Here is a 24,390-nt window from a genome sequence, read left to right on the forward strand (position 1 = left end):
TATGACACAGATAAATTTAGATGAACTTAGTCATCTACAAGCAATTAATAAAAAATTAGTCACCGGCTATCACATTAGCGAACAAGACACCGTAATGTGGCAAGAGCTTGATCAACAAATTGATCATTACCGCGCATTATTCAGCGCCCTTGGCCACGATTTACAACATGACAGCCGTGGTTTTTATTACTTTGCCAGTGATGAAAGTACACCCAATATGGGGAAAATTTCCCGCGCGATTGCCTTAACCATTTATATCTTAATTGAGCACTATGCAAACTCAGGTAAAGACCCAATGCGTGCCTTATTTGATGAAGTGAATGATTTAGAACTGATGCAAACTTTAGTGCAAATGAACAAGCACTTATTTGATCAGCTCGAAATTTTTTCAGGATCAGACCTACGTAAAGACGTGTACTTACGCATGATTCGACTTGGCCTTGCCCGTGAAGTAGAAGGCGGCTTTATGCTGCAAGCACCTATCTACCGTTATATTGATGCCTTAATGGAAGTAAACGAAGAAACCTATATTGGAGAGGACGAATAATGAAAAACCTATACGGCCTCAGTAAGCTGGCATTATTAAACACCGCCGGTTATGCCAAATGTGTGATCCCGCTTGATAAAAGCAGCTCAATTTGTGCACCAAATAACACCGGTAAAAGCTCGGTGATCAATGCTCTGCAATTTCCGCTTATTAATGATTTACGCCTAACAGAATGGGACGGTCATGATTTAGACGAAACTCGTAAATTTTATTTTTCGTCAGATCAATCCTATATTTTACTCGAAGCCGACCTACCCCATGGCCCGGTGGTGATTGGTGTAGCTGGGCTTGGTAAAATTGCCGGTTACGCACATCAGTTTTTTTGTTACCAAGGCAAGCTTGATCTTGAGCAATACACTCAAGGTAAAACCATTATTAAGTTCACTAAGCTGTTTAATCATTTAAAAGAGCAAGGCTTTAACCCTATCGAGCTTAAAGCGCAAGAGCTCAACGCACTATTAACGGGTGGTGCCACGCCATTTGATGGCGACATTAACTTAAAGATGATCCCGCTTAACAACGTGCAAGATTCAGCAATTTATAAAGAAATTTTCCGCCGTATTTTGAACCTGCATAAATTAGGCGCTGCCGACGTAAAGCGCTTTATGTTACGCGTATTTGAACGCCACATGTCAAACTCAAAGGTCGATTTTTATGAAGTATGGCGTCGCTCCTTTGATAAAGTAAACCGCGCAAAACGTGAGCTAAAAGCACTCGAGTCGATGCAAGAGCCTATCAGCGCCCTTGAATCTATGCTTGAAAACCAAACCGTACTCAAAGGTAAATTAGCCGCATACGCCCCCAAAATTGACCAAGCATTAATCGATTTTGATAGCTACCAAGAGGCGCAATTAAGCGAGCTTAATGTTGCCCTTGAAGACATTGAACACGAAAAGCACGAGTTTGAACAAAAACAACAACTTTATGTACAACAATCGCGCGATATTGAACGCAGGCAAACACAAATAGAGCAATGGTTTTTAGACTTTGGTGCTCTAAAATCTGAATTTGAATTGGTTAACATGGCAACCTTAAAAGTAAGCCTTGGTCAATTAAAGCAAGATTACGAGTCACTATCGCATTCTATCAACAGTGCACAAGGGCAAAGCCTGCATACTCTTGATTACCGTATTAGTGAAACACAAAAGCAGATCAAAAGCTTAAAGCTACAGCTTAAAAATCTTGAGTTTAATTTATTTACCCGTATGCGCGAGGATTTATCACTTAAAGAAGTTGAAGAGATCTCGCGTATTCTAAACCCTGACATTCTGTCATTTGCCACCACCAGTAATGGTGATATAGATATCACTGATGAAGATGCCTTTGGTGCATTTTTAGAGCAATTATCAGATAACGTGAAAGGCGGCGTGCTTACCCTGCCAGGCGCGACCATCAAGCTGAAAAAACTCTCACCGGTGCAGATGCAAAGCGGTGAAAATAAAGAGCAACTTACTGCGCAACTCAGCGCCCTAGAACAGTCACTCAATGAATTTAAGCAACAGCGTGATGTGGCCGCCAATGTGGCCGACAAACAAAAAGAAAAAGATGCCTTATACGATGAACTCATGGCAGCAGAAAGCGCACTTAAACGCTTTGAACAATTCCAGGTTATGCTGCAATCTATTGATGCACAAACACTCTTAAAAGAGCAATTATTGGCTGAACGCGAGCAAGTTGATAGCTACTTACAAGATATTCAAAATAACAGCGGTTCAATTAGTGATCGACGCTCGATTATTAAATCGAAAAAAGATTTAATTTCACGCCAAGCCGAGCGCCTACGCCAAGTGAAATCTGAACGAATTGACCACACGCTGGATTTATATAGCGGTAAAGTCACCCCGTATATGATAGATATTCAAATCGATTTTGATAACCTTAGCGATTTAGTACATCACTTTAATAAAGACTGCCAAGAGCTGCGTAATTTTGACATCAACGTGCGTAATACTTATTTGCATATTTACAATGCTGGTATTACCAAATTTGATAACGAAAACGACGAGTTTAGTAAATACCAGAAATTGATTGGCGCGTTCCATAATATTGATAACGAACGTGATGCGGTTGAACGCCAAGCCCGGGTTGCACTCACAGAAGTAGCCGCGACGATTAAGGGACTGCGTGAAGATTTAGACAGACTGCGCCGTGAAATGAACAGCTTCAATAAAGGTATTAGTCAGCATCGTATTTCAAACTTACAAGCATTTAAAATTAACGTGATACCACGCAAAATGTTGGTTGATAGTATTGATACCATAATCAGTACCTCAAATCAGTTTGAACAAGGTGATACGCTGGATTTACTCAGCCAAGAACCCTACAGTGAAAGTGCTGTCAACGAAGCAAAAGATCACTTAATTAAACTTGCCTCTGATAAAGCCGGTTTAACCCTTACTGACTTATTTGATATTCGCTTTGAAGTAGTAAACCGTGCAGGCGAAACCGAGCATTTTGAAAAAATTGATTCGGCTGGCTCAAACGGTACGCGTATCACCATAAAATTATTATGCGGTATGTTGTTTATCCGCTACTTATTAAGCGACCAAGAGCAAAACTTATACCGCATCCCGATTTATATTGATGAAGCGGCCGATATCGATCCGCAAAATCAAAAAGCAATTATAGAAACCGCACTCAGCTTTGGCTTTGTGCCAATATTTGCCTCGGTGAAACCACAAATTAGCTGTGATTATATTGTGCCAATTCGCTCCGTTAAAGACGGCGCCCAGAACTGGGTAGATGAAAAGGATTGGATAGAAGTAGAGCATGAATAAGACAATAGCCACGTTTGTGTAAATTAATGCATCATTCAGTCAAGGACGACTAAACTAATTAGTACTTATCATGTATACAAATTACAGGTAAAAAATAACATTTCCTTGAATTAATTCTATGTTATGTTATCAAACGAATAGTAATTAAATTTGCCAAGGAGCAAACTCCATGAAAAATATACTAATTGCAGCTGCTGTATTACTACTAGCAGCGTGTGCAAAAACGCCTGATATTGACTACGACAAATCTGTGGACTTTGGTAACTACAAAACATTTGCTTGGTTTCCACAAGCGACCTTGGCTGACGCTGGTAACTATCAAATCAGTCCATTGATGGAAAAGCGTGTGCGTGAAGCGGTAAATGCACAATTACAAGCAAACGGTATGACACCTGCGGATGAAGCATCAGCAGATGTATTAATTAACTATCATGCCTCTGTTGATACTAAAGTTGACGTTGATACATTTAATGTAGGTTACGGTGCACGTTGGAACTACTGGGGCATGGGTTATAACACGCAAACAACAACCCATGAATATGATGTGGGCACTTTAGTGATTGATGTTGTTGACCGTGCCTCTAACCAGCTTGTTTGGCGTGGTGCTCGTGAAGGTCGCCTTCAGAAGAAACAAACACCTGAAGAGCGTAACAAAGCAGTACAAGAAGCCGTTGCAACAATTTTAAGTGGTTTTCCACCAGAAAAACTAAAATAGCACTTTAAATTAGCATTCAAAAAAGCTCACTATTTAGTGAGCTTTTTTGTTAACAAATCAGTATAATTTTTTTGCAAATAACATTTAACAATTTCAAAACCTCAATTTTAAAAGAAAAGAAATTTAAATAACAAATAAAACATGTTAGATTATCGGAAATATTTAAAGGAATAAATAATATGTTATTAAACTCTTCATTCGAACTAAAAGTTAAAAAACTATTCCCTAATCACGTACTCCAAGACATTTATGCTTCTTTAGACAATGATCCTGAGTTTAGGCATGCAGGTATTATTTTTGAAGCAGAGAAAGATCATTTCGATAAGCTTTCGGTAAACCCTGTTACATTACTTACTAATGCCGCAAGCCATTATGATAGTAAAGTGCTGAGGGTTAGCTGTAGAGCAGACAGAAAAAATATTTATATCCGTGAATTCTTTTACCCGAAACAAATGAAGGTTGAAAAAAGAATAGATAGTATTAATTCTTCATTATGGGATGAGTCTTGGAGTACTGGTGTTTCATGTGCTGGAGCGGCTTCTGGATGGGTATTAGTACTGGCTGAAGCCGGTGGAGGTGCCGCTACAGTTGGAGCTACTTGGACTGCAATTCCTTTAACATTGACAGCAACGGCTGCAGCAACATTTCAATGTGGTGTAGGTGTTGCTCGCGTATTTAACCATCTAAGCGGTAACGAAGAATATAATCAATGGCTTGACACTTCACCTACATTTTCAACATTGATGGTTGTACTAGATATAATTCAGATTGCAGATTTAACCAAAGCAGGTTTAGAAGCAAGCTCTTTGCTCGTTAAATTTAAACAAAATAAAGCGCTTGGGCATAGTAAGTTGTTAAAGATGTACAAAGGCATGACGCGTGAAAATCGTAAAAAGCTTGCGGTAGAAATGTTAAAAATAGATAACCCACAATTGGCTAAGAACCAAAAATTATTGAAGCAAGTTTTAAGAGGGCAAACCCTTTTAGATGATGGAACTAAAGCAACAAAGGTCTATACCCAAGCACAAGTCCAACGATTAATTAGAAGCTCATTTTATAAAGCTTTTTTAACTCGATCATCAATGGCAACTGGCGTTGGGACAGCAGCAACAATACATGGTAGTGTCAATGGTTTACACGATAAAGTTAAAAAGTCAGCAAGTTATATTGTTGGTATAACTACCGCCTCTTAAACATTATCTATAAGTTTCATATGCTATCTAAACTAAAAATTAAATACCTAGCTATCTTTATAATTTTAATTGGATTCTCCATTGGCTTTTTAAATTTAAATTGGTCTGGCTTAAAATCAACTAACCATGACGTTGCTTATATACAAGATAAGCTAAAGAACGGTGAATTATCACCAAAAATGGTAATAATTCCAGCAGGTACAGGTACCATCGGCGGTGAAAATTTTCGCTCTTTTCAAGATGAAGCACCTATTTTTAAAGTGAAAATAAAAGAAAGCTATGCACTAAGTGAAACCGAGATTACCTTTGCACAATATGATCAGTTTTGTAAAACCGGAATTAGGTCTTGCCCTGAAGACGAAGGCTGGGGCCGTGGTAAGCAACCTGTTGTAAATATATCTTGGTTTGATGCTGTTGCTTATACAAAGTGGCTAAGCGAAGAAACTGACAATATTTATCGCCTGCCTAGCGAAGTTGAATGGGAATACGCGGCTAGAGCTAAAACAACTAGTAAGTTTTGGTGGGGTAATGATTATGAACAAGGCATTGATCACTGCGACAGAGACTTAGGTGGTTGCCCTAAAGGTTCTGATTTAGGGCACCCTTGGCATGTAGGTATTTTAAAGCCAAACCCTTTTGGCTTATATGACGTTACTTCTAATGTTTACGAGTGGGTACAGGACTGTTATGTAGATAATCATAACAATGCAACAAAGACGATTGCTCCTATTAAAATAATTAACTGTAAAAATAAAACGGTTAAAGGGGCTAGTTGGACCATGCCACAGCCACATGTACATCACTCACTTAGAATGGGTTTTACTATAAATTCGAGAGCTAATTCTATTGGTTTTAGGGTATTAAGAGAAATTAAAAAGGTTAAATAAAGGATTAAAATGAAACCTACATGCCCTAGTTGTCAGAATAAAATTAATAGTACAGATATAAAAAACACTATAAAAAAAGGGATGTTTTTTGAAGTAGAGTGCCCATATTGTCAAACATGGATACGTTTGAATAAAACACTAGAAGTTTTAAAAAAACTTGGAGTATCACTTTTATTAATAACTAGCTTGCTAAATATTTTCAGTATTAAAAGTGAATATAGTTTAGTTTTCTCAACCGTAGGCTTTGTTGGAATTATTATAGCTATAATTATTACTTTTTTTGGTAAGCATGAAACGGTCAAATAATAAAAAAACAAAAAAGAAGCAAAAAATAAAACACGCTAATATTAGTAATACTAGAATGCTGTTGAACCAAGTAGCATTCACTTTGTTTTCTTTTTCTTTAGGGTTATTACTTATAATAATCGCAGTAAAATCTATATACGACGGTTATGTTCATACACCAACAGATTATCGAGTTGAATCTGAGGTTTATTTTTTCTCGACCTCTCCATTTGCTTATCTTTTTAACCTTCTTTTTTACTTAGGATGTGGGATCTTTTTTTTAGCGGTACCTTACTTAATTAGAGATATGTTCCCTCGTAAAAAAGAGAAAAAGCTAAACAAAAAAAGTTCAAAGAAAAAATAAACAATAGTTTTAATTAACTCGCTTTGTACTTATATAATAACTCAAAGGGTAAATGACAATAGTCATCTGGGTGGTTAGTTAATCGGTCTTGGTGCTCTGCATCGCTGGGGATATAATTTGTTAGCGGTTTAACCTGTACAGCTATTCTCTCGGCATCATCTCGTTGGCTGATATAATCGCTTGCTAACGTTAAGTGACTTTGCTCTTCACTATAAATAGCCGTGCGGTATTTTTCACCCACATCATCACCTTGCTTATTGATACTGTATGGGTCAATAATTTCAAAGAAATAATCAATTAGTTTATTAGGCGTGACAGCATCAGTATCAAAAATGACTTTGACACACTCTGCATAACCATCGTACTCACTTTGTGTATTATCACTTGTACCATTAGCCCGCCCTGCTTCTGTAATAACTACTCCGGGTAAGTGCTTCATAAACTCTTGCACGCCCCACAAACACCCTCCCGCAAAATAAATAGTTTGCTGGCGAGCATAAAAGTCAGCTGGTTGTTTTTCATTCATAGAGGGACCTAATATATTTAACAAGCAAAGACAGTGTAATGCTTTCATTTTAAGAATGATTATCAAATGCAGTTTTTTCGAATTAATGTACAATAGCGCCAAAAATCGTGACTGTTTAATTTTGCTATTTTATCACGCTATAAAAAGTGTTACGACTTTAATTTATAGCGCAATCGCACATAAAGAATATGAGAAAAACAACATGAACCGTACCTCGCACCTTATCATACCCTTAGTACTTGCCAGCATATCAAATGTTGCTTATGCGGCAGATGACTCTGAAGAATCGACAACCATTGAGCAAATAACAATCGAGGTATCACCTACAGCAAATACGTTACCTGTGGGTACCTTTGACTCACCTATATCAAATTTAGAGTATGACCCTCGTGTTGATTTGCAATCACGTAACATGGCAGAAGCACAAGCTGATGTTACTATTCGTGGCGGTATCTTTGAAAACACCGGTTTTAGAGTCGGCAGTGCTACTTTACTCGATCCGCAATCAGGCCATTATTTTGCAGAAATTCCTATTGCACCACAAATGCTCACTGGCGCAAGTGTATTGACCGGTGCTGATAATGCACTTTACGGTGTAAATAGCTCAGTAGGTACTGTGTCGTTTGGTTGGAAGCCAATTACCACTGGTGGCAGTGTATCTGTAGGTGTCGGCACTAACGACTTTAATTTACAGAGTATTCATGCTGGTAAAAGTATCCCTTTAGATACAATCGCCGATTGGCGCCTAGGTTTTGAAGGGGAATATTCTCATTCACAAAGCGATGGCTCAATTGATTTTGGCGATCATGATTTTAATCGCGCTACAGCTCGTGTGCAATTAACGAGTGCAGATTCACAAACTGATTTATTTTTTGGCTCACAAGAGAAATTTTTTGGCTGGCCGAACCTCTATACCCCATTTGGCGTGAATGAAACAGAAGACTTAGAAACGCAACTGTTAATGCTTAACCATAAACAAAGTTATGCAACAAACAGTGAGTTTGAAGTATCAGCTTATTATCGAAAAAATAACGACCATTATATTTACTCTCGTGAAAACCCAAGCGCGTTTGAAGCTTTTCACGAAACAGAAGTTAAATCATTCGCCATCTCTGGGCGACATGCTCAAAACGATGTGTTCTCACTAAACTACTCAGCACAATTTATTGAAGATTCCATTGAATCAACCACGCTTGAGAATAACTTTACTTCGCGTAACTATTATAAAATCAGTGTATTGCCAGAATACACTATGGCTCTTGAGAACAATCAGCAGCTAACAGTGCGTTTAGGCGCAGCCTTCGATGATACCAACCGCGATGACTCACAATTGTCGCTGATAGGTGATATCACATTCAATACAATTAATAGTAACGCCACTGAGCGGACATTTTATTTATCCTACGCTGAGGCCAGTCAAGTTGCAGGTTATACTGCTATTGGTGGCAATGACTCTGGTGGATTGTTTAGAAGTAATTATAGCCTTGAGCGTGAAACCACCAAAAACTTAGAACTGGGTTTATTACTAGAACAACAAAGTTGGCAGCTTAATTCGGCTATTTTTTACCGCCAAGATAATAACTTAACTGACTGGACATTTAGCTTTGATTCAACCTCAGCGCGTTTTGCAGAACCGGTTGATATTGATACCGCTGGCCTTGAATTTTTAGCCACTAAGCAATTTGAAAATACTGAAATTATAGCCAGTTACACCTACCTCCATAAATCAGAAACCTATGGCTCGCCAGATGTCGATGCAAGCTTTTATGCCTTAAACTTCCCTGATCACCGTTTAACTCTTGGTGCTGTATGGAGCCCGACGGATATATTAGAGTTTCGGATTGATAATGAATGGCGTAAACAGCATAAAAATGCGCTGCGACGCTCTGATGATGAAGCCTTGTTTACTCAGCTGACGTTAAAAGTAACGCCACCGATACTGCAAAACTTCTTTATTACTTTAGCAGCAGATAACCTTTGGGATGAATCGTTTGAGGAAATTCCAGGCACACCTGGCCGCGGTGAGCAATACACACTAACTGCAACTTATAGCTGGTAAATAAAAAATATGTATAAAAACCGCATTTTTAAGATGCGGTTTTTTTATGTCATTTGTTCAAGCTCGGTAATTAATTGCAGCGCTTGCGCATTCGTTGTTCCACACACATCAATCGTCGCACTAAAATCACTGCATACTTTTGGCCGCCTTTCATCACCAAATAACTTACATAAATTGTTGTTATCTAACTGAATACAGCGCTCTCCTGCTTTTTTGCCATTAGGCATCCCCGGAATTGGTGAGCTAATACTTGGTGCGATACAACAAGCCCCACACCCGAGTCGACACGTCATTGGTGATGTATTCATCTTTGCCCCTTTTGTAATCTATTTCGCTAATTTGTTAATTGTGTAATGACTTGTTACATCTTAATACGCCTTGTAAACACTTTATTCATTATAATTGCTGTGTCACCTAATTATGAGGAAAGCCCTGTGGCTACTAAAAAACAAATAATTCTACCTATTGCCGTATTAGTCGCCGGTGTAGGTCTTGCGGTTGCGTTTTCAGCAATGAAACAACCGCCAGAAGAAAAGCCAGCACAAGATACACGCCCTCTGGTATCAGTTAACGCAGTTCACCTTGATGCAATTACGCTAGACGTAAAATCGTATGGTGTAGTAAAAGCAAAAGATCACACCCCACTGGTTGCGCAAGTAAGCGGTCAAGTGGTATTTGTCTCTGAGCAATTTGTGCAAGGTGGATTTGTCAAACAAGGCGATATTCTAGCACGTATAGATCCAAATGATTATGAAGCTGCGTTAATTGAAGCCCAAGCAGGCATGGCGCAAGCCAGCTCTGATCTAGAAATTGAGCGAGCGCAAGCTCATGTAGCACAGGCAGAGTGGGATCGAATAAAAGACGATTCAAATCAAATGATCCCATCTCAATTATATTTACGCAAACCACAATTAGCCGAAAAACTAGCGCGTTACCGTGCAGCACAGGCATCTGAAAAACGCGCAAAACGTAATTTAGAGCGCACATACATAAAAGCGCCTTATGATGCGATTATTTCTGAACGTGCAATTAGTTTAGGCAGCGTAGTTAATCCTGGAAGCCAATTTGGCGCTCTCAGTTCAACCTTAGTGGCTGAAATTCGCCTTCCTGTGGCAGATAAAGAATTACAATACCTAATCGATAGCGGTATCGGCGCGAATGTAACACTCAGTGCAGACTATGCTGGTAAGCCAACTACTTGGCAGGCAAAAATTGTCCGCAGCGAAGGTGTTATTGATCAAAAAAGTCGTATGAGCTATTTAGTGGCGCAAGTAAATACACCTTATGACAGTGAGCAACCGCTGCGCTTTGGCTCTTATATCAATGCGACCATTTCTGGCCGCGAGCTTGATAATGCGATTATCGTTCCTCATCACTTAGTGAAAAACGGTAAAATAGTGGTAATGAATGATGATTTAACCCTTTCGTTCAAACCTCTTAATATTATTAGAGAGCAAAATGGCATGGTCATCGCTTCACAAGGCTTAAATGATGGTGAGCAATTGATCACCTCGGCTTTAGATTTCCCAACTGAAGGCATGCAAGTAAAGCTAAATGACTCTGATAAACCTGCAGCTGCAACTCAACTTGCACTGAAAGAGGAATAGAGCATGACCATCCATAGCGAAAAAGGCTTAATTGCCTGGTTTGCTCGCAATCCTGTTGCAGCAAACCTATTAATGATTTTTATTTTAGTGGGTGGTATTTTAACCGCGTTTTCTATTCGCAAACAAATGTTCCCACAATTTGAAAATAACTGGATCAGCGTCCAAGCTGTCTACCCAGGTGCTGCCCCACAAGAAGTAGAAGAAGGCATCACCATCAAGGTAGAAGAAGCTCTCGAAGGCCTAGAGGGTATTAAACGGAAAATTACTTATTCAAACCGCGGTTATTCTCAAGCGTGGATCGAAATTGAAGAAAAATATGATACTAAAGAAGTGCTCGATGAAGTAAAAATGCAGGTTGATGCAATCAACACCTTCCCTGCAGACATGGAGCGTCCTATTGTGCGCCATGATAAGTTTGAGCAAGAAGTAATGATCCTCGCCTTATACGGTGACATGAGCAATTATCAGCTCAAAGAACTTGGCAACAATATCAAAGACGAACTGCAAGCACTGCCACAAATTAACTTAGTTGAATTTAATGGTGGCCTTGATTATGAAATTGGTATTGAAGTTAGCCCTGATAAACTTCGTGAGTATGGTTTAACTTTTAGAGACATTGCGAATGCAGTGCGTGCTTTTTCAGCCAATATGTCTGCAGGTCAGATTCGCTCTGAAAACGGCTATATTTCGATGCGGGTTGAAAAACAAGCTTACCGAGGTGATGAATTTGCCAAACTGCCATTGATATTACTACCTGATGGTGCACAAGTGTATTTAGGCGATGTAGCAACCATTAACGATGGCTTTGCAGAAGGCTTACAATACTCTAAATACAATGGTAAAAATTCCTTGTCGTTTGAAGTAAATGCCTCAAAAGATCAAGATATTACCAAAGTTGCAAAAGTTCTTAAGCAGTACCTTAATGATAAAGCAGGTCAACTTCCAGCGGGTGTTAAACTCACGCCGATTGTCGATTTAACCTACTACCTAGAGGGTCGATTAGACATGATGATCGACAACATGGTGTGGGGTGGTCTATTGGTTATGGTGGTACTTGCGCTATTTTTACCCCTACGCTTAGCATTTTGGGTGATGATGGGTTTACCTGTGTCATTCCTTGGCGCATTTCTAATGATGCCGATGGGCTTTTTAGATGTCACCATCAACTTAGCATCACTATTTGCCTTTATATTAGTGCTAGGTATTGTGGTTGATGACGCCATCGTCGTAGGTGAATCAGCCAGTGCTGAAATTGAAAAACATGGCCACTCTCTTGATAACGTAGTACGTGGTGTTAAACGCGTCGCAATGCCTGCCACCTTCGGTGTATTAACTACCATCGCCGCTTTTTTACCGCAAACTTTAGCAAGTGGCCCTGGTGCTGCGTTTTCAAAAGCCATTGGCGGGGTTATTATTCTGTGTTTGATTTTCTCTCTGATTGAATCAAAACTTATTTTACCAGCCCACATAGCAGCAATGAAACACCGAGAACCAAATCCGAAAAACCCATTACATCGCCTCCGTAAAGTGATGGATGGCGGTTTAAAACGGTTTGTTGATAACTATTACACGCCATTTATTGGCCATTGTATTCATTATCGTTATACCGTAATTATTGGTTTTATTTGTGTATTAATTGTCAGTGCTGGGATGTTTGCCGGTGGTTTAGTGAAGTTTGTAGCGAACCCTAAAATTCCTCATGACTTTCCACGTATCTCAGTCGAAATGAACTTAGCATCGTCTGAACAAGCAACCCTAGAAACCGCGCAAAAAATAGAGCAAGTTATTATCAATGTTGATAAACAACTTAAAGAGCAATATGGCACAGCTATGGTACGCGATCTTTCCGTTAGCTTACGTGGACGTACCGATGCCAGTATTATGGCGGTATTAATTGATCCTGAGTTACGCCCTATCGATACCTTTGCATTGAGCGCACTATGGCGTGAACAAATGCCTCCTTTACCGGGCGTGAAAACACTAACCATTCAAGACAGTATTATGAATGGTGGTCGAGACGACGGTGATGTGAGCTTCCGCCTAGAAGGAAAGGATGCCAAACAATTAAAAGAAGTAGCAGCAAAACTTAAAGAAAAACTCAACACCATGGAAGGTGTGGGTGATGTAAATGACTCAATGCAAAGCGCTACAGATGAAGTACAGCTTGACTTAAAACCACTGGCGTACAGCATGGGTTTAACCCTTGCCGATGTTGCCTCACAAGTCAGCTTTAGTTACTACGGCCTTGAAGCACAGCGTATTCTACGTGACGGCGAAGAAGTGAAAGTAATGATCCGCTACCCTGAAGAAGCACGTAACTCGATCAGCGATATCGCCAGTGCTCGTATCATTACACCTAGTGGCGCAGAAGTACCTTTGGCTGAAATTGCCGATGTAAAACTGGTTGATGGTGTAAACCGTATTCGCCGCGAAAACTCAAAGCGTACTGTTAACGTATGGGCAGCAGTTGATACCGACCAAGTTGAACCTTTTGCCATTGCTGAAGAAATACGTGATGAGTACTTACCGGCACTACTGAAAAACTACCCTGGTGTACAAAGTAGTGTTGCTGGACGTATTCAAGAAGAAATGGATAGCGTTGCTGAGCAAGTGCGTGATTTTGCTCTTTCAATGATGATTATCTTCGCGTTATTGGCAATCCCACTACGCTCATACTCACAACCATTGATTATTATGTCAGTGATCCCATTTGGGGTTATTGGTGCCATGTTTGGCCATATGATTTTAGGCATGACTATGAGTGGCTTATCAATTTTCGGGATCATTGCTGTAGCCGGTGTTGTTGTAAACGATTCATTAGTAATGGTGGACTTTGTTAATAAAGCACGTGCTGATGGCGTAGCAATAAAAGACGCAGTAATGCAAGCTGGTGCACGTCGTTTTAGAGCGATTATGCTCACCTCAATCACTACCTTTATTGGCGTGTTACCAATCATTATGGAAACCAGCTTACAAGCTAAAATTGTCATCCCAATGGCAGTATCACTGGCCTTTGGTGTGTTATTTGCCACGGTGATCACGCTGATCCTGATCCCATGTCAATATGTCGCACTAGAAGATGCTAAACGATTAATTCGTAAATGGCGTGGAAAAGAAGCGCTGGTAGATGGTGAATCAATTCATAGCAAAGTGAATACTATAATAAACCGCTCACCTTTATAAAATTTGATATCCCAACCAACTAGCCCGAGCTGTATACAGTTCGGGCTTTTTTATTTGAATCAAAAAACGTTGAAGGAATTATCTTTAAACGAAATCGTAGAAAATATAAATAAAAATGACTCTGTAAAAAACTGTCAATCCCTTTTGATGTTGAATTGACTGATTTTATTGCAGAGTGTGTTAGGTAATTAATTTTCCAGAACACTAGGTTCAAGTATACCTTTATCAATTAGTTGGCTTATCATCGTACGTGCTTTTTCTCTGCATACATCACGCAATAAACGCACTGCAGGCGTTATTGATTGGCGGCTTGGACAAATTAACCACAGCTCACCACAGGTATGCTGGTAATTATTCATCACTGTAACTACCCTATCGTTAAGTAGATCATCAGCAATATCTAATGCCGATTTTACGGCAAGCCCTTTGCCAGCAACACACCAGCGCCTGACTAAATCACCATCATTAGAGGCGCGCTTGCCTTGCATTTTTACTTTGTATTTTTTTTGCCCGTCGGTGAATTCCCACGCGTTATTGATAATATCTTGCAGTTGATAAAATAACCCTTGATGCTGTGCTAAATCATCTGGGTGCATAGGCGCACCATAGCGTTTTATATAGTCAGGTGAGGCGCATAACAAACGTGGAATATTACAAATTTTAAATCCGTAAACATTGGCATCAGTTGGCGAGCCATAACGCAGTGCTATATCCACCGAATCTCGGTAGAAATCCACGTTACTATCACTAATATGTGCGCGCAAGCTCACCTTCGGGTAACTATCCATAATTTCATCAATCCAAGGGATAACTAAATTACGGCCAAGATCAGAAGATAATGCAACCCTTAACTCACCTTCAATCTCATCATGTTCGCCTTTTAGGTTCTGCCGAGCTTGCTCAAGTATCGCTATTGCTTGCTCACACTGTGGGATATAGCGCTCCCCTGCGGCAGAAAGCCTTAGATGACGTGTTGTGCGCACAAATAGGTCTACACCTAATGTTGATTCTACCCGTTTGATAGCAGCACTGGCGGTTGCTGTACGCATATCAAGTTTTGCCGCTGCAAGGGTAATACTTTTAAATTCAGCAACTTTCAAAATAAGTTTTAAATCGTCAATCTGCATATTATCTAAATATATTTGATAATGATTCAATAATTATGCTGTTTATCAAAAGTAATGCAAGCGCTATCATCTGCCTCATTCAAGGGCTTTTATTAAATAAAGCTATTCGCTACAGGAACCAATTATGACACACCCGATTATTACCGACTTAGAAGCGCGTTACACAGCAAAAAAATATGATGCAACTAAACGTGTATCGGCAGAAGATTTAGCTGTGATCTATCAAGCTATGCGTTTATCTCCGTCATCAATTAATTCGCAGCCATGGAAATTCATTGTTATTGAGTCTGAGCAAGCAAAACAACGTATGCATGATACTTTCGCTAACAAGTTTCAATTTAATCAGCCGCATATTAAAACTGCATCACACATTATTTTGTTTGCTTACAACCCGAAATACACCAGAGAAGATTATGCAAAAGTGATTGACACTGATATCGCCAATGGCCGTACGCCAGCAGAAAATCGCGAGCAAGCCTTTGGTGCATACGCATTTGTTGACTTAAATACTGACGCAGCTGGCAATAATGCCGCATGGACCAAAACACAAACTTACCTTGCACTTGGAAATACTATGCATGCTGTTGCGCGCTTAGGTATTGATTCAACACCAATGGAAGGCGTAGATAGCGCGCTAATTAGTGAACTTTTTGCGGATGAGTTAGATGGTTATATTTGTGAAGTCGCACTTGTCATTGGTTATCACGAAACACAAACCGACTATAATGCTAAGCTTCCAAAATCACGTTTGAGTCAAGATCAAATTATTCAAGTGGTTTAAGTTTTACATTACCGGTTAAGAAGAGCCTGTTACAGGCTCACTTAAACAAGCTTTTTGCATTATAGCCTCTGCTATGTGCTCTCTTTGGCAGCTCCACAAACAATTTTTTCTTCGCCAAGATGATATATATTATTTATTGCTACATAGGCGCCAGATACAACGCCTGTAATAGGGACTAATAATATCCCACTAATTGAATAGTAGGTATTGGTATCCTCAAAGCCATTAATTATTTTTAATGTCTTACGGTCAGAAGATATTTCACATTTATTGACTGCTGACATGTCCTTAGTTGGTACAACGATACAGCCTGATAACATCGTCAAAGTAAAACATATAGTCGTAACTAATTTCATCTTGTAACATCCTCGTTTTTAATTGTCATATAGAAACCATAAAAATTGATATTTATAGATTGTTGGGTAACTATCTTATAAATACTTTTACTAAACAAAGTATGCGCTCCACGCAACCTGTTAGTTAGTAAATAATGGTAAAAAATTTTTATCTAAGAAAACCGCTTTTACAGGCTTGCCTCCATAACTCCCCGCAAACCTTGCCCATATAAATCAAGCTTATAGGTTCACTTTTCACTAATGCACATGCACATCAGACACAATACTATGCACCGTTTTATATTCAGGGAACTTCCCTAAAATTTTCTTGCAATAACAATAGTATAGATAGCCAACTGACTTTAGCAGTAATTTTGTTAAAGAAATCAAATAAAAACCAATAAAGAAACTATTAATTTAACAAAGACAATGAATTGCAATCAAATTGTAAGCATTAATGTGTTTAAAAAAGCAACTTATTCAGTTAATTATTATATTTAATTCAGGTATAGAAACAACGTCAAACCATAGTATATAATAGTATAATTAAAATTAATTTTGATAAAATCAAATTTAGATGTCTTAAACATGGCTGTTACAACTCATATTAATTATTTTTATATGGAGCCTAAAACCCGTAAAATCTAATTACAAAGCATTAAAAAAGTATTTTTGTACAATGTTACTTTTTAGGCTAATTAAAGAGTTTTAAATAGAGCAATGACAACCACATTACTAGATCACACTCATTTAAAAGTATCATTGAATGATATCTAGAAATGATCGTTATCAGTAAACAAATCCATCCAGTTATTGCAGCATGCTATTAAATACTGCAACAAATAAAAAACATTTATATAGGTAAACAATGATCAGAAATATAAAAATAGGCATGCGCTCAGCCTTGGCATTTGGGGTTTTGGGTTTGATTACTCTGATTCTGGGGGTATTTTCCATTATGCAATTATCACAATTGAACTCTATATCAGATGTCATTAGCCTGCATCGAATTCCTGCACTCACAACAGCGGTTGAGTTAGAACGATATTCACTGCATACACAGCTATTGATTACTGAAATTTCTGACGCTAAAACTCAACAAGAACGAAATGATATACAACGACAATTAGACAAAGAAGAACGTGACTATAAAAGTGCAGAAAAACGCATGGCAGCTTTAGTTCGTTCAGATGAGGCGCGTAGACAACTCGATAACGTTATAAATTTGCATGATGAATTTACTGCAACATTTACTAAGTTGTTTCGACTTTATGAGCAACAAAATGAAGAGGAAGCGTTAACTTTTCGACGTAAAAAAGTTATGCCCGCTGCTGAGCTGTTAATATCTGAATTAGAGAAATTATCTCAATATCAAATTCTTCGAGCTAATCAGATAAATGATGAAGCAACGCAAACATACCTTAATTCAAAAGCAGCACTTATTAGTGGCATTGTGATTACTTTAGTGTTGCTCAGTGTTATTGCTTTCTTTTACAGCCGCAGCTTAACACTCCCGTTACGTTATGCTGTTGCAGTTGCAAGACGCGTGGCTAAAGGCGATTTAACTGAAAGAATTAATGATTCTCACAGCGATGAAGCGGGTGAAATGCTTCAAGCATTAGCTGACATGCAAAATCAATTACGCGAAACACTTTCACAAATTGGTGGTTCGTCTCAGCAACTGGCTACAACCTCTGAACAGTTAACGGTTGTAACTAACCAGTCTACACAAATTGCAACCCAACAAAGAGATCAGCTAGAGCAGGCAGCTACGGCGGTTAATGAACTAACAGCAGCCATTGAAGAGGTTGCGCGTAGTGCAAACTCTACGAGTGATAATGCTGAGGTTGCGGATGAAAAAGCACAGTTAGGTCAGGCTAAAATAAACGAAACCATCAAAACAATAGGTTCATTGGTTTCAGAGATCCAAAACTCAGCAGCTGGTATTACCACCTTAGCCGCAAATATAAAAAATATAGAGTCAGTACTTGATGTGATTAGAGCGATAGCAGATCAAACGAATCTGTTAGCATTAAATGCCGCTATCGAAGCTGCACGCGCTGGAGAGAGTGGTCGCGGTTTTGCTGTCGTAGCTGATGAAGTAAGAGCTCTTGCTCATCGAACACAAGAATCTACTAAAGAAATTGAGCAAATGATTCAGACTGTTCAGTCAGAGACAAGCCAAGCTGTTGTGAATATGAATAACAGTAATCAACTAGCTGAAGGTACGCTGCTGATAGCAAATGATGCAGGAGCGGCATTTAGCGAAATAACCGGTTTGATAAGTCAAATTAGTAATCAAAATATAACTGTTGCTAGCGCTGCTGAAGAGCAAACAACCGTTGCAAGGGAAGTAGATAAAAATTTAGTTTATATTCGCGACTTATCAATTCAAAGCTCTGATGGTTCGGAGCAAACGAATGCTTCTAGTACTGAGCTTGCAAAATTAGCAGAGCAACTCAATAACCTTGTATTACGATTTACTATTTAACTAATCAAATGTAAGAATTTACGAATTTATTATTTTATTACAACACACAATATCAAGCATGAGTTTGCTATTGTGTGTTGTAATAAAGTACATACCTACTCAATTAATCTGCTAAAACTACCCTGCTCTTCATAAATAAAAATAAAACCATACCAACAAAAGTATTATTGAATTCTCGCCTAAACAACGCATTAACTTATCTATGTCGCAAACAAGGTTACCCACACTTTCTTACAACTTAAAACAACAACACACGAAGCCCACACATATTTTTTCAATTTTGACCGCTATGATAATAACTTATCGACATGAACATAAATGGAATCATCTCATGAAAAAAAGCTTACTCATCTTTTTATTACTTTCCGGCTGTGCATCACAAGGCATTGACCGTAATGATCAAAATCAAATGATTAAACGCTATTACGCTACTGTAGGGTCAATGCAGCAAGTAACGCTATCATCTGAGGTAGGTACAGGCATCGCAGCAGGCGCAGGCTTCGGCTTCGTTGACAACCTAGATGGTAATACTGAAGAAATGGTAGGCGGCGCAATTATTGGCGGCCTCGTCGGGGGCTTATTTACTGCCCTGTTTGAAGGCGGAAATACCGCATACCAGTACAACTTATACGCAGCTAACGAAGGTGACTTTACTGTTATTCAAAAGCACAAACTAGAAAAAAATACGCAATGTGTAGTAGTAAATGCTGGAAGTAAAGTAACTCTAGAGCCTGTAGATAACGCATATTGCGAACCGAACCTAAGCACGAATGAAAAAGCTAGCATTGCTAAATAGCACTTTAGCAATGGCATAGTAAAGTTGCTAGATCTACACTAATAACTTTTTCGAACAATATTAAATTATAGCAATATTGTGACCTCTTTTTAACTATTTTGTATTTAGTTATAAAAAGAGGCTGCTCGAAGCAACAGCCTATAATTCTAACTACACTACCGAAGGTGCCCGCTTTCAACAATAGGCGTAACCCAATATTTTAATGGGGTATATTGGCACACAGGGCTTAATGCCGTTTTAATTGTTTGCAGCTGCGCTAATAATATATGCACCTCAAACTGATAAAAACTGCGATGCCCTTCTACTTGCTCGGCAATATCAAATTCACTGTGCTCTTTACTGTAGCCTTCAATGTTTTTTAAGTTAAAGCCGGTAATGCAGTCTATGCCAATTAATATATCAACCACTTCATCTTTTATGTTTGTGGGTACATTTAAGGTAAAAAGTAACTGTTCAGCCATGTTTTTTCTCCAACCAACCATAAAAGATAGGTAATAAATAAAGTGTTGTAATTGTTGAGGTAATTAACCCGCCAATAACCACAATCGCCAATGGCTTTTGAATCTCAGCGCCAGGGCCGGTGGCAAATACCAGTGGCAGTAAACCAAACATTGCGGTTGTGGCTGTCATTAACACTGGGCGAAGGCGTCTGCTTGCGCCATCTAAAATGCGCTGAGTTACATTGGCAGAAAACATTTTCATTTGCTCAAAGTAGCTGATCATCACAATACCATTGAGTACCGCTACGCCAAGTAAAGCAACAAAACCAACCGATGCAGGCACCGAGAGGTATTCATTACTAATAAATAGGGCAATCACTCCCCCCATTAACGCAAACGGAATATTAGCAATTATCAGCGTTGATTTAGATAACGATTTAAACGTGGTAAATAAAATAATGAAAATCAGTATTAATGCCACCGGAATAAGCACCAGCAAGTTTTGTGTTGCACGTTGCTGGCTTTCAAATTCGCCACCAAACGACAAGGTATAACCACTGGGTAATTTTATGCTGCTATTAATTTTAGCTTCCAGTTCATTTACATAACTAACCACATCCCGGTTATCCACATTTACGCTTACAGAAGCAAAGCGCTTTGCTTTTTCTCGCTCTATTAACAATGGCCCCGTTTTAAAGCTAATATTAGCCACCTCTTCAAGTGGTAGTAGGCTGTTGTCGGGCATTAAAATTAGCTTTTGCTTTAATGCGCTCATTGACGATAACTCAAAGTGTGCTGCGCTTTCGCCTTTTTGTGCATTAAACACAATTGGGATCACGCGGTTTCCTTCTTGCAGTGCCGATACCTGTAGGCCTTCTAATTGCGACTTTAAATAATCGCTTAATCCTTCGGTGGTTAAACCAAACTGACTGGCAACCTCAGGAATAAGTTTAATATTTACGTATTTACCCCCTTCAATAAGCGCCATTTGCACATCACTTGCGCCGTCAATATTAGTGGCAAGTGCAGTGACTTTTTCAGCTAATGAGGCAAGTGTCGCAATGTCATTACCAAATACTTTAATCGAAATATCACCGGTGCCACCGGTGAGCATTTCTGATACCCGCATTTGTATTGGCTGAGTAAAGCCAATATTTACCCCTGGAAATTGCGCAAGAGTTTGTCGAACATCCTCGATTAGCAGCGCTTTGGAGTCAAAACGCCATGTATCTTTTGGCGCTAATTCCATAAACACATCGGTTTCGTTTAACCCCATAGGATCAAGCCCGAGTTCATCGGAGCCGGTACGGGCAACAATTTGTACGATTTCTGGGGTGTTTTTTAACAGTGTGGCTTCAATTTGTTTATCGATATCCAGCGAGGCTTGCAAGGAAATACTCGGCGATTTTTCCAGTTGTACAATAATGTCGCCTTCATCTAAAACGGGCATAAAGCTTTTGCCAAGCCCCTGAAATAACACCCCACTGAGCACTAAAACAGCGACCGATATAACACTTATTGCCACCGGCTTTTTAATTGCTTGGGCAAGTGTTTTAGTATAAAAACCTTGTAATAGCGTGACCATTTTAGGCTGGGTTACGGGTTCATTTTTTAATAACAACGAGGCTAAAATTGGAATAACCGTTAACGACAACAACAGCGCACTTAGCATGGCAAACACGATAGTTAACGCCACTGGGGTAAATAACTTACCTTCTAACCCTGTAAGCATTAATAGCGGTGAAAACACGATAATTATAATAATTGTGCCTGAGAACACTGGCGTCGCGACCTCTTTACATGCGCGATAAATAACATGCAGCCGAGGGAGGTGCTGATTGTTAGCCAACCGATTCACTATGTTTTCAACAATAACTACCGATGAGTCCACCAGCATACCAATAGCAATCACTAAGCCGCCTAAACTCATTAAATTAGCCGATAAATCAAACTGCTTCATCATTATAAATGTCAGCAATGCCGACATAGGTAAAGACAAAGACACCACCAATGAAGAGCGAATATCGCCTAAAAACAAGGCAAGTAGCACTATCACTAAAATAATCGCTTGGCCTAATGCGCTGGTAATGGTGCTAATTGCGGTATTTATTAAGTTAGAGCGGTCGTAAAACACATTAATTTTTGTGCCTTGCGGTAATGAAGCTTCAATGGTGCGAAGTTTATCTTTTACATCTGCAACAACTTGCGCTGTATTACTATTTTTAAGCGCAATTATAAGCCCTTGTACCGCCTCTTCACTGTTTTTAGTAACTGCGCCATAACGGGTTAAACTGCCAACGTGTACCGTGGCAATATCACTTAACCTAATAACCTTATTTTGAGTGGACTTAATCACGGTATTTTCAATGGCGGTTATATCGGTGTATTTGCCCTCAGTGCGCAAAATTAAGGTGTCGTTGCCTTTTTCTAAGCGCCCTATGCCACCGTTTTGATTCGTTTGCGTGATTGCCAACTTCATTTCATCAAAGCTGACTTGATGCTGTTGCATCAATAAAGTATTGGGAAGTATTTCATAGGTTTTTGAAAAGCCGCCAAGGCTATTTACATCAGCAACGCCGGTTACAGTGCGCAATAATGGACGAATTTGCCAATCTAAAAGCTCTCTTTTTTCAATCAGCGATAAGTGAGTACTTTCTATGGTAAACATGAACACCTCGCTCAAAGGCGTGCTCATTGGCGCCATGCCGCCACTAATATTACTGGGCAAGGTGGGTAAAATATTTAATAAACGCTCATTCACTTGCTGACGCGCCCAATAAATGTCGGTGCCCTCTTCAAAGTCAATGGTAATATCGGTAATAGAATACTTAGTGGTAGAGCGCAGCATTTGCTGTGACGGAATACCCAGTAATTCGGTTTCAATCACTCGTGTTACTTGCGATTCTATTTCAAGGGCGTTCATGCCGGGTAATTTGTACACTATTTTAACTTGGGTGGGCGATATTTCTGGAAAAGCATCTACTGGAATACTTAACCAAGATTTAGCACCAATGGCCATAGCAACAATAACAAAAATACTAACAAACAAACGCTGAGTAAGTGAAAACTTAATAAGCTGGTTTAACATTTACTCTCTCCCTAAGTGAAGCAACATACCTTGTAGCGCACTTACCGAGCTTATTAGTACCTGCTGATCATCTAGGTTTTTATTGGCAGTAAATACATAGTCTTTGCCTTGTGAACCTTTGAGCTCAATCGGTAGTAACTCAAGGTTATCGCCAGACTTCAAAGCAATGTAATTAACATCTTCAAATTCAAACACCGCTGACTTTGCTATTTTAAAGCCCGTTAATTTATTTACCGGTGTGACTTTGATGGTTTGCCCCAGTGTCAGCTGGCACTCATTTGAGCTTGGTGTCGCCCACACAATTTGATGGTATTTATCTGCAATACTGTCATAGCTCTCAATATTTAAGCTGCAACTTTGTGACAGCTTAAAATGCGCTAACGTGTTGGTAAAACTAAGAGGGACTTTAATCTTAACGCGAATACTACTTGCATCGATAATATCAAACGCGGTGTCACCCATCATACGATTTTCCGACTCATTGGTGAGTTTTAAAATTCCCGTTTTTGGACTCACTAAGGTCACGTTTTCATTATCATCAATGTTTAAAAATGCCATTTGATGTTGCATATGTTCAAAGTTTAGCTTGGCTTCAAAATAGCTTTTTGTGATTTCAACCCATTCAGAGCTTCTTATTATTTTGTTTTTTAAGTGCTGTTGGTTTATGTCGTAATGGCTTTTAGCAATAGCGAGCATGTCTTTTGCTGATTGATAGGCATCTAAAAAATGGTGAACATCACTGCCCTCAACGCTTGCGATAGTGGCGCCTTTTTCTACCATGCTGCCGTTAGGGTATAAGTAACGAACCTGCTGTACATCAAACGCAAACAGCACCGTATAATTGACCCCGGGTTTGAAATTGACTTCACCAATTAAACTTTGCCCGTTAATAAACTCTGTTTTTTGAATCGGCGCAAATTCAACATCAAAACCACTGAGTGACGAAAGCCCTACAGGTGCTAAATTTTGCGAAGCAAACACAGGATTAAATGTTAATAAAGCCACCGTAGAGAAGAAAAATAACGTATATTGAATACGCAAAAAATGACGCATTTTTTTTGTAAAATTTAACAGCATTTCGTTTGTTCACATTTGATTAATTTTATAGAATCAACCATGACTTTTTTATGCTGTTAAATCATCAGGCATACGCCGTAACGTTCCTAAAAACAGCTTAATTTACAGCATG

At 39.1% G+C, this 24,390-nt stretch carries 20 protein-coding genes; 13 read left to right on the forward strand and 7 right to left on the reverse strand.

The window, feature by feature from the left end:
- Position 1: 1 nt before the first annotated feature.
- The 7 genes from PSR9079_RS17970 (at position 2) to PSR9079_RS18000 (ending at position 6,768) form a co-directional block, all read left to right on the forward strand.
- Positions 2-547, forward strand: coding sequence for a condensin complex protein MksE (locus tag PSR9079_RS17970; RefSeq protein ID WP_149982697.1), 546 nt, complete (start codon positions 2-4; stop codon positions 545-547).
- Positions 547-3,324: a coiled-coil domain-containing protein gene (locus PSR9079_RS17975; RefSeq protein WP_149982698.1), complete on the forward strand. Its 2,778-nt coding sequence runs from the start codon at positions 547-549 to the stop codon at positions 3,322-3,324. Before PSR9079_RS17970 ends, PSR9079_RS17975 begins: the two co-directional genes overlap by 1 nt.
- 169 nt (positions 3,325-3,493) lie before the next feature.
- The gene (locus PSR9079_RS17980) at positions 3,494-4,039 is read left to right on the forward strand and encodes a DUF4136 domain-containing protein (RefSeq protein ID WP_145242267.1); all 546 of its coding nucleotides are present in this window, start codon (positions 3,494-3,496) and stop codon (positions 4,037-4,039) included.
- A gap of 179 nt (positions 4,040-4,218) precedes the next feature.
- Positions 4,219-5,232 carry a hypothetical protein gene (locus PSR9079_RS17985; RefSeq protein WP_149982699.1) on the forward strand — a complete coding sequence of 338 codons (1,014 nt, stop codon included), beginning with the start codon at positions 4,219-4,221 and terminating at the stop codon, positions 5,230-5,232.
- Between the two features lie 20 nt (positions 5,233-5,252).
- On the forward strand, positions 5,253-6,119 hold the full coding sequence (locus tag PSR9079_RS17990) for a formylglycine-generating enzyme family protein (RefSeq protein ID WP_149982700.1): 867 nt from the start codon (positions 5,253-5,255) through the stop codon (positions 6,117-6,119).
- 9 nt (positions 6,120-6,128) lie between these two features.
- A complete protein-coding gene (locus PSR9079_RS17995; RefSeq protein ID WP_149982701.1) occupies positions 6,129-6,425 on the forward strand; it encodes a hypothetical protein in 297 nt (98 codons plus the stop codon).
- A complete protein-coding gene (locus PSR9079_RS18000) occupies positions 6,409-6,768 on the forward strand; it encodes a hypothetical protein (protein WP_149982702.1) in 360 nt (119 codons plus the stop codon). The genes PSR9079_RS17995 and PSR9079_RS18000 overlap by 17 nt, the downstream gene beginning before the upstream one ends.
- 13 nt (positions 6,769-6,781) lie before the next feature.
- Here the strand turns inward: PSR9079_RS18000 and PSR9079_RS18005 are convergent, their stop codons facing one another.
- Positions 6,782-7,294: a peptide-methionine (S)-S-oxide reductase gene (locus tag PSR9079_RS18005; RefSeq protein WP_149982703.1), complete on the reverse strand. Its 513-nt coding sequence runs from the start codon at positions 7,292-7,294 to the stop codon at positions 6,782-6,784.
- A 202-nt stretch (positions 7,295-7,496) separates the two neighbouring features.
- On the opposite strand from PSR9079_RS18005, the gene PSR9079_RS18010 reads away from it, so the two are divergent.
- Positions 7,497-9,353 (forward strand): TonB-dependent receptor domain-containing protein, encoded by a 1,857-nt coding sequence (locus PSR9079_RS18010; protein WP_149982704.1) that lies wholly within the window; start codon positions 7,497-7,499, stop codon positions 9,351-9,353.
- Positions 9,354-9,397: 44 nt separating this feature from the next.
- On the opposite strand, the gene PSR9079_RS18015 is transcribed toward PSR9079_RS18010, so the two are convergent.
- Positions 9,398-9,661, reverse strand: a complete 264-nt coding sequence (locus PSR9079_RS18015; protein WP_149982705.1) for a YkgJ family cysteine cluster protein — start codon at positions 9,659-9,661, stop codon at positions 9,398-9,400.
- Positions 9,662-9,787: 126 nt separating this feature from the next.
- On the opposite strand from PSR9079_RS18015, the gene PSR9079_RS18020 reads away from it, so the two are divergent.
- A complete protein-coding gene (locus PSR9079_RS18020) occupies positions 9,788-10,960 on the forward strand; it encodes an efflux RND transporter periplasmic adaptor subunit (protein WP_149982706.1) in 1,173 nt (390 codons plus the stop codon).
- Positions 10,961-10,963: 3 nt separating this feature from the next.
- A complete protein-coding gene (locus PSR9079_RS18025) occupies positions 10,964-14,143 on the forward strand; it encodes an efflux RND transporter permease subunit (protein WP_149982707.1) in 3,180 nt (1,059 codons plus the stop codon).
- Between the two features lie 188 nt (positions 14,144-14,331).
- Here PSR9079_RS18025 and PSR9079_RS18030 read toward each other — a convergent pair whose 3' ends face one another.
- Positions 14,332-15,270 carry a LysR family transcriptional regulator gene (locus PSR9079_RS18030; protein WP_149982787.1) on the reverse strand — a complete coding sequence of 313 codons (939 nt, stop codon included), beginning with the start codon at positions 15,268-15,270 and terminating at the stop codon, positions 14,332-14,334.
- A 124-nt stretch (positions 15,271-15,394) separates the two neighbouring features.
- On the opposite strand from PSR9079_RS18030, the gene PSR9079_RS18035 reads away from it, so the two are divergent.
- Complete coding sequence (locus PSR9079_RS18035) at positions 15,395-16,051, forward strand: nitroreductase family protein (protein ID WP_149982708.1); 657 nt, start codon at positions 15,395-15,397, stop codon at positions 16,049-16,051.
- Between the two features lie 71 nt (positions 16,052-16,122).
- Here PSR9079_RS18035 and PSR9079_RS18040 read toward each other — a convergent pair whose 3' ends face one another.
- Positions 16,123-16,407, reverse strand: coding sequence for a hypothetical protein (locus PSR9079_RS18040; protein ID WP_145242251.1), 285 nt, complete (start codon positions 16,405-16,407; stop codon positions 16,123-16,125).
- Positions 16,408-17,254: 847 nt separating this feature from the next.
- Between PSR9079_RS18040 and PSR9079_RS18045 the strand changes: the two genes are divergently transcribed.
- Positions 17,255-18,877: a methyl-accepting chemotaxis protein gene (locus PSR9079_RS18045; RefSeq protein ID WP_149982709.1), complete on the forward strand. Its 1,623-nt coding sequence runs from the start codon at positions 17,255-17,257 to the stop codon at positions 18,875-18,877.
- A gap of 331 nt (positions 18,878-19,208) precedes the next feature.
- Positions 19,209-19,673, forward strand: a complete 465-nt coding sequence (locus tag PSR9079_RS18050; RefSeq protein ID WP_149982710.1) for a hypothetical protein — start codon at positions 19,209-19,211, stop codon at positions 19,671-19,673.
- 155 nt (positions 19,674-19,828) lie between these two features.
- Here PSR9079_RS18050 and PSR9079_RS18055 read toward each other — a convergent pair whose 3' ends face one another.
- The 3 genes from PSR9079_RS18055 to PSR9079_RS18065 are packed head-to-tail and all read right to left on the reverse strand — an operon-like array spanning position 19,829 to position 24,254.
- A complete protein-coding gene (locus tag PSR9079_RS18055; protein ID WP_145242247.1) occupies positions 19,829-20,134 on the reverse strand; it encodes a DUF3240 family protein in 306 nt (101 codons plus the stop codon).
- On the reverse strand, positions 20,127-23,201 hold the full coding sequence (locus PSR9079_RS18060) for an efflux RND transporter permease subunit (protein ID WP_149982711.1): 3,075 nt from the start codon (positions 23,199-23,201) through the stop codon (positions 20,127-20,129). Before PSR9079_RS18060 ends, PSR9079_RS18055 begins: the two co-directional genes overlap by 8 nt.
- Positions 23,202-24,254 (reverse strand): hypothetical protein, encoded by a 1,053-nt coding sequence (locus PSR9079_RS18065; RefSeq protein WP_246175602.1) that lies wholly within the window; start codon positions 24,252-24,254, stop codon positions 23,202-23,204. It abuts the gene before it with no gap.
- Positions 24,255-24,390 lie beyond the last annotated feature (136 nt).

Source organism: Pseudoalteromonas rhizosphaerae, from assembly GCF_902498845.1.
In the GTDB taxonomy this organism is placed as follows: domain Bacteria; phylum Pseudomonadota; class Gammaproteobacteria; order Enterobacterales; family Alteromonadaceae; genus Pseudoalteromonas; species Pseudoalteromonas rhizosphaerae.

Excerpts from the sequence above, each read along its gene's own strand:
- PSR9079_RS18015 (WP_149982705.1), bottom strand. The coding sequence starts at position 9,661 with ATGAATACATCACCAATGACGTGTCGACTCGGGTGTGGGGCTTGTTGT.
- PSR9079_RS18065 (WP_246175602.1), bottom strand. The coding sequence starts at position 24,254 with ATGCGTCATTTTTTGCGTATTCAATATACGTTATTTTTCTTCTCTACG.
- PSR9079_RS18030 (WP_149982787.1), bottom strand. The coding sequence starts at position 15,270 with ATGCAGATTGACGATTTAAAACTTATTTTGAAAGTTGCTGAATTTAAA.
- PSR9079_RS17990 (WP_149982700.1), top strand. The coding sequence starts at position 5,253 with ATGCTATCTAAACTAAAAATTAAATACCTAGCTATCTTTATAATTTTA.
- PSR9079_RS17985 (WP_149982699.1), top strand. The coding sequence starts at position 4,219 with ATGTTATTAAACTCTTCATTCGAACTAAAAGTTAAAAAACTATTCCCT.
- PSR9079_RS17970 (WP_149982697.1), top strand. The coding sequence starts at position 2 with ATGACACAGATAAATTTAGATGAACTTAGTCATCTACAAGCAATTAAT.
- PSR9079_RS17995 (WP_149982701.1), top strand. The coding sequence starts at position 6,129 with ATGAAACCTACATGCCCTAGTTGTCAGAATAAAATTAATAGTACAGAT.
- PSR9079_RS18025 (WP_149982707.1), top strand. The coding sequence starts at position 10,964 with ATGACCATCCATAGCGAAAAAGGCTTAATTGCCTGGTTTGCTCGCAAT.
- PSR9079_RS18010 (WP_149982704.1), top strand. The coding sequence starts at position 7,497 with ATGAACCGTACCTCGCACCTTATCATACCCTTAGTACTTGCCAGCATA.
- PSR9079_RS18040 (WP_145242251.1), bottom strand. The coding sequence starts at position 16,407 with ATGAAATTAGTTACGACTATATGTTTTACTTTGACGATGTTATCAGGC.
- PSR9079_RS17980 (WP_145242267.1), top strand. The coding sequence starts at position 3,494 with ATGAAAAATATACTAATTGCAGCTGCTGTATTACTACTAGCAGCGTGT.
- PSR9079_RS18000 (WP_149982702.1), top strand. The coding sequence starts at position 6,409 with ATGAAACGGTCAAATAATAAAAAAACAAAAAAGAAGCAAAAAATAAAA.
- PSR9079_RS18060 (WP_149982711.1), bottom strand. The coding sequence starts at position 23,201 with ATGTTAAACCAGCTTATTAAGTTTTCACTTACTCAGCGTTTGTTTGTT.
- PSR9079_RS18055 (WP_145242247.1), bottom strand. The coding sequence starts at position 20,134 with ATGGCTGAACAGTTACTTTTTACCTTAAATGTACCCACAAACATAAAA.
- PSR9079_RS18005 (WP_149982703.1), bottom strand. The coding sequence starts at position 7,294 with ATGAATGAAAAACAACCAGCTGACTTTTATGCTCGCCAGCAAACTATT.
- PSR9079_RS18050 (WP_149982710.1), top strand. The coding sequence starts at position 19,209 with ATGAAAAAAAGCTTACTCATCTTTTTATTACTTTCCGGCTGTGCATCA.
- PSR9079_RS17975 (WP_149982698.1), top strand. The coding sequence starts at position 547 with ATGAAAAACCTATACGGCCTCAGTAAGCTGGCATTATTAAACACCGCC.
- PSR9079_RS18035 (WP_149982708.1), top strand. The coding sequence starts at position 15,395 with ATGACACACCCGATTATTACCGACTTAGAAGCGCGTTACACAGCAAAA.
- PSR9079_RS18045 (WP_149982709.1), top strand. The coding sequence starts at position 17,255 with ATGATCAGAAATATAAAAATAGGCATGCGCTCAGCCTTGGCATTTGGG.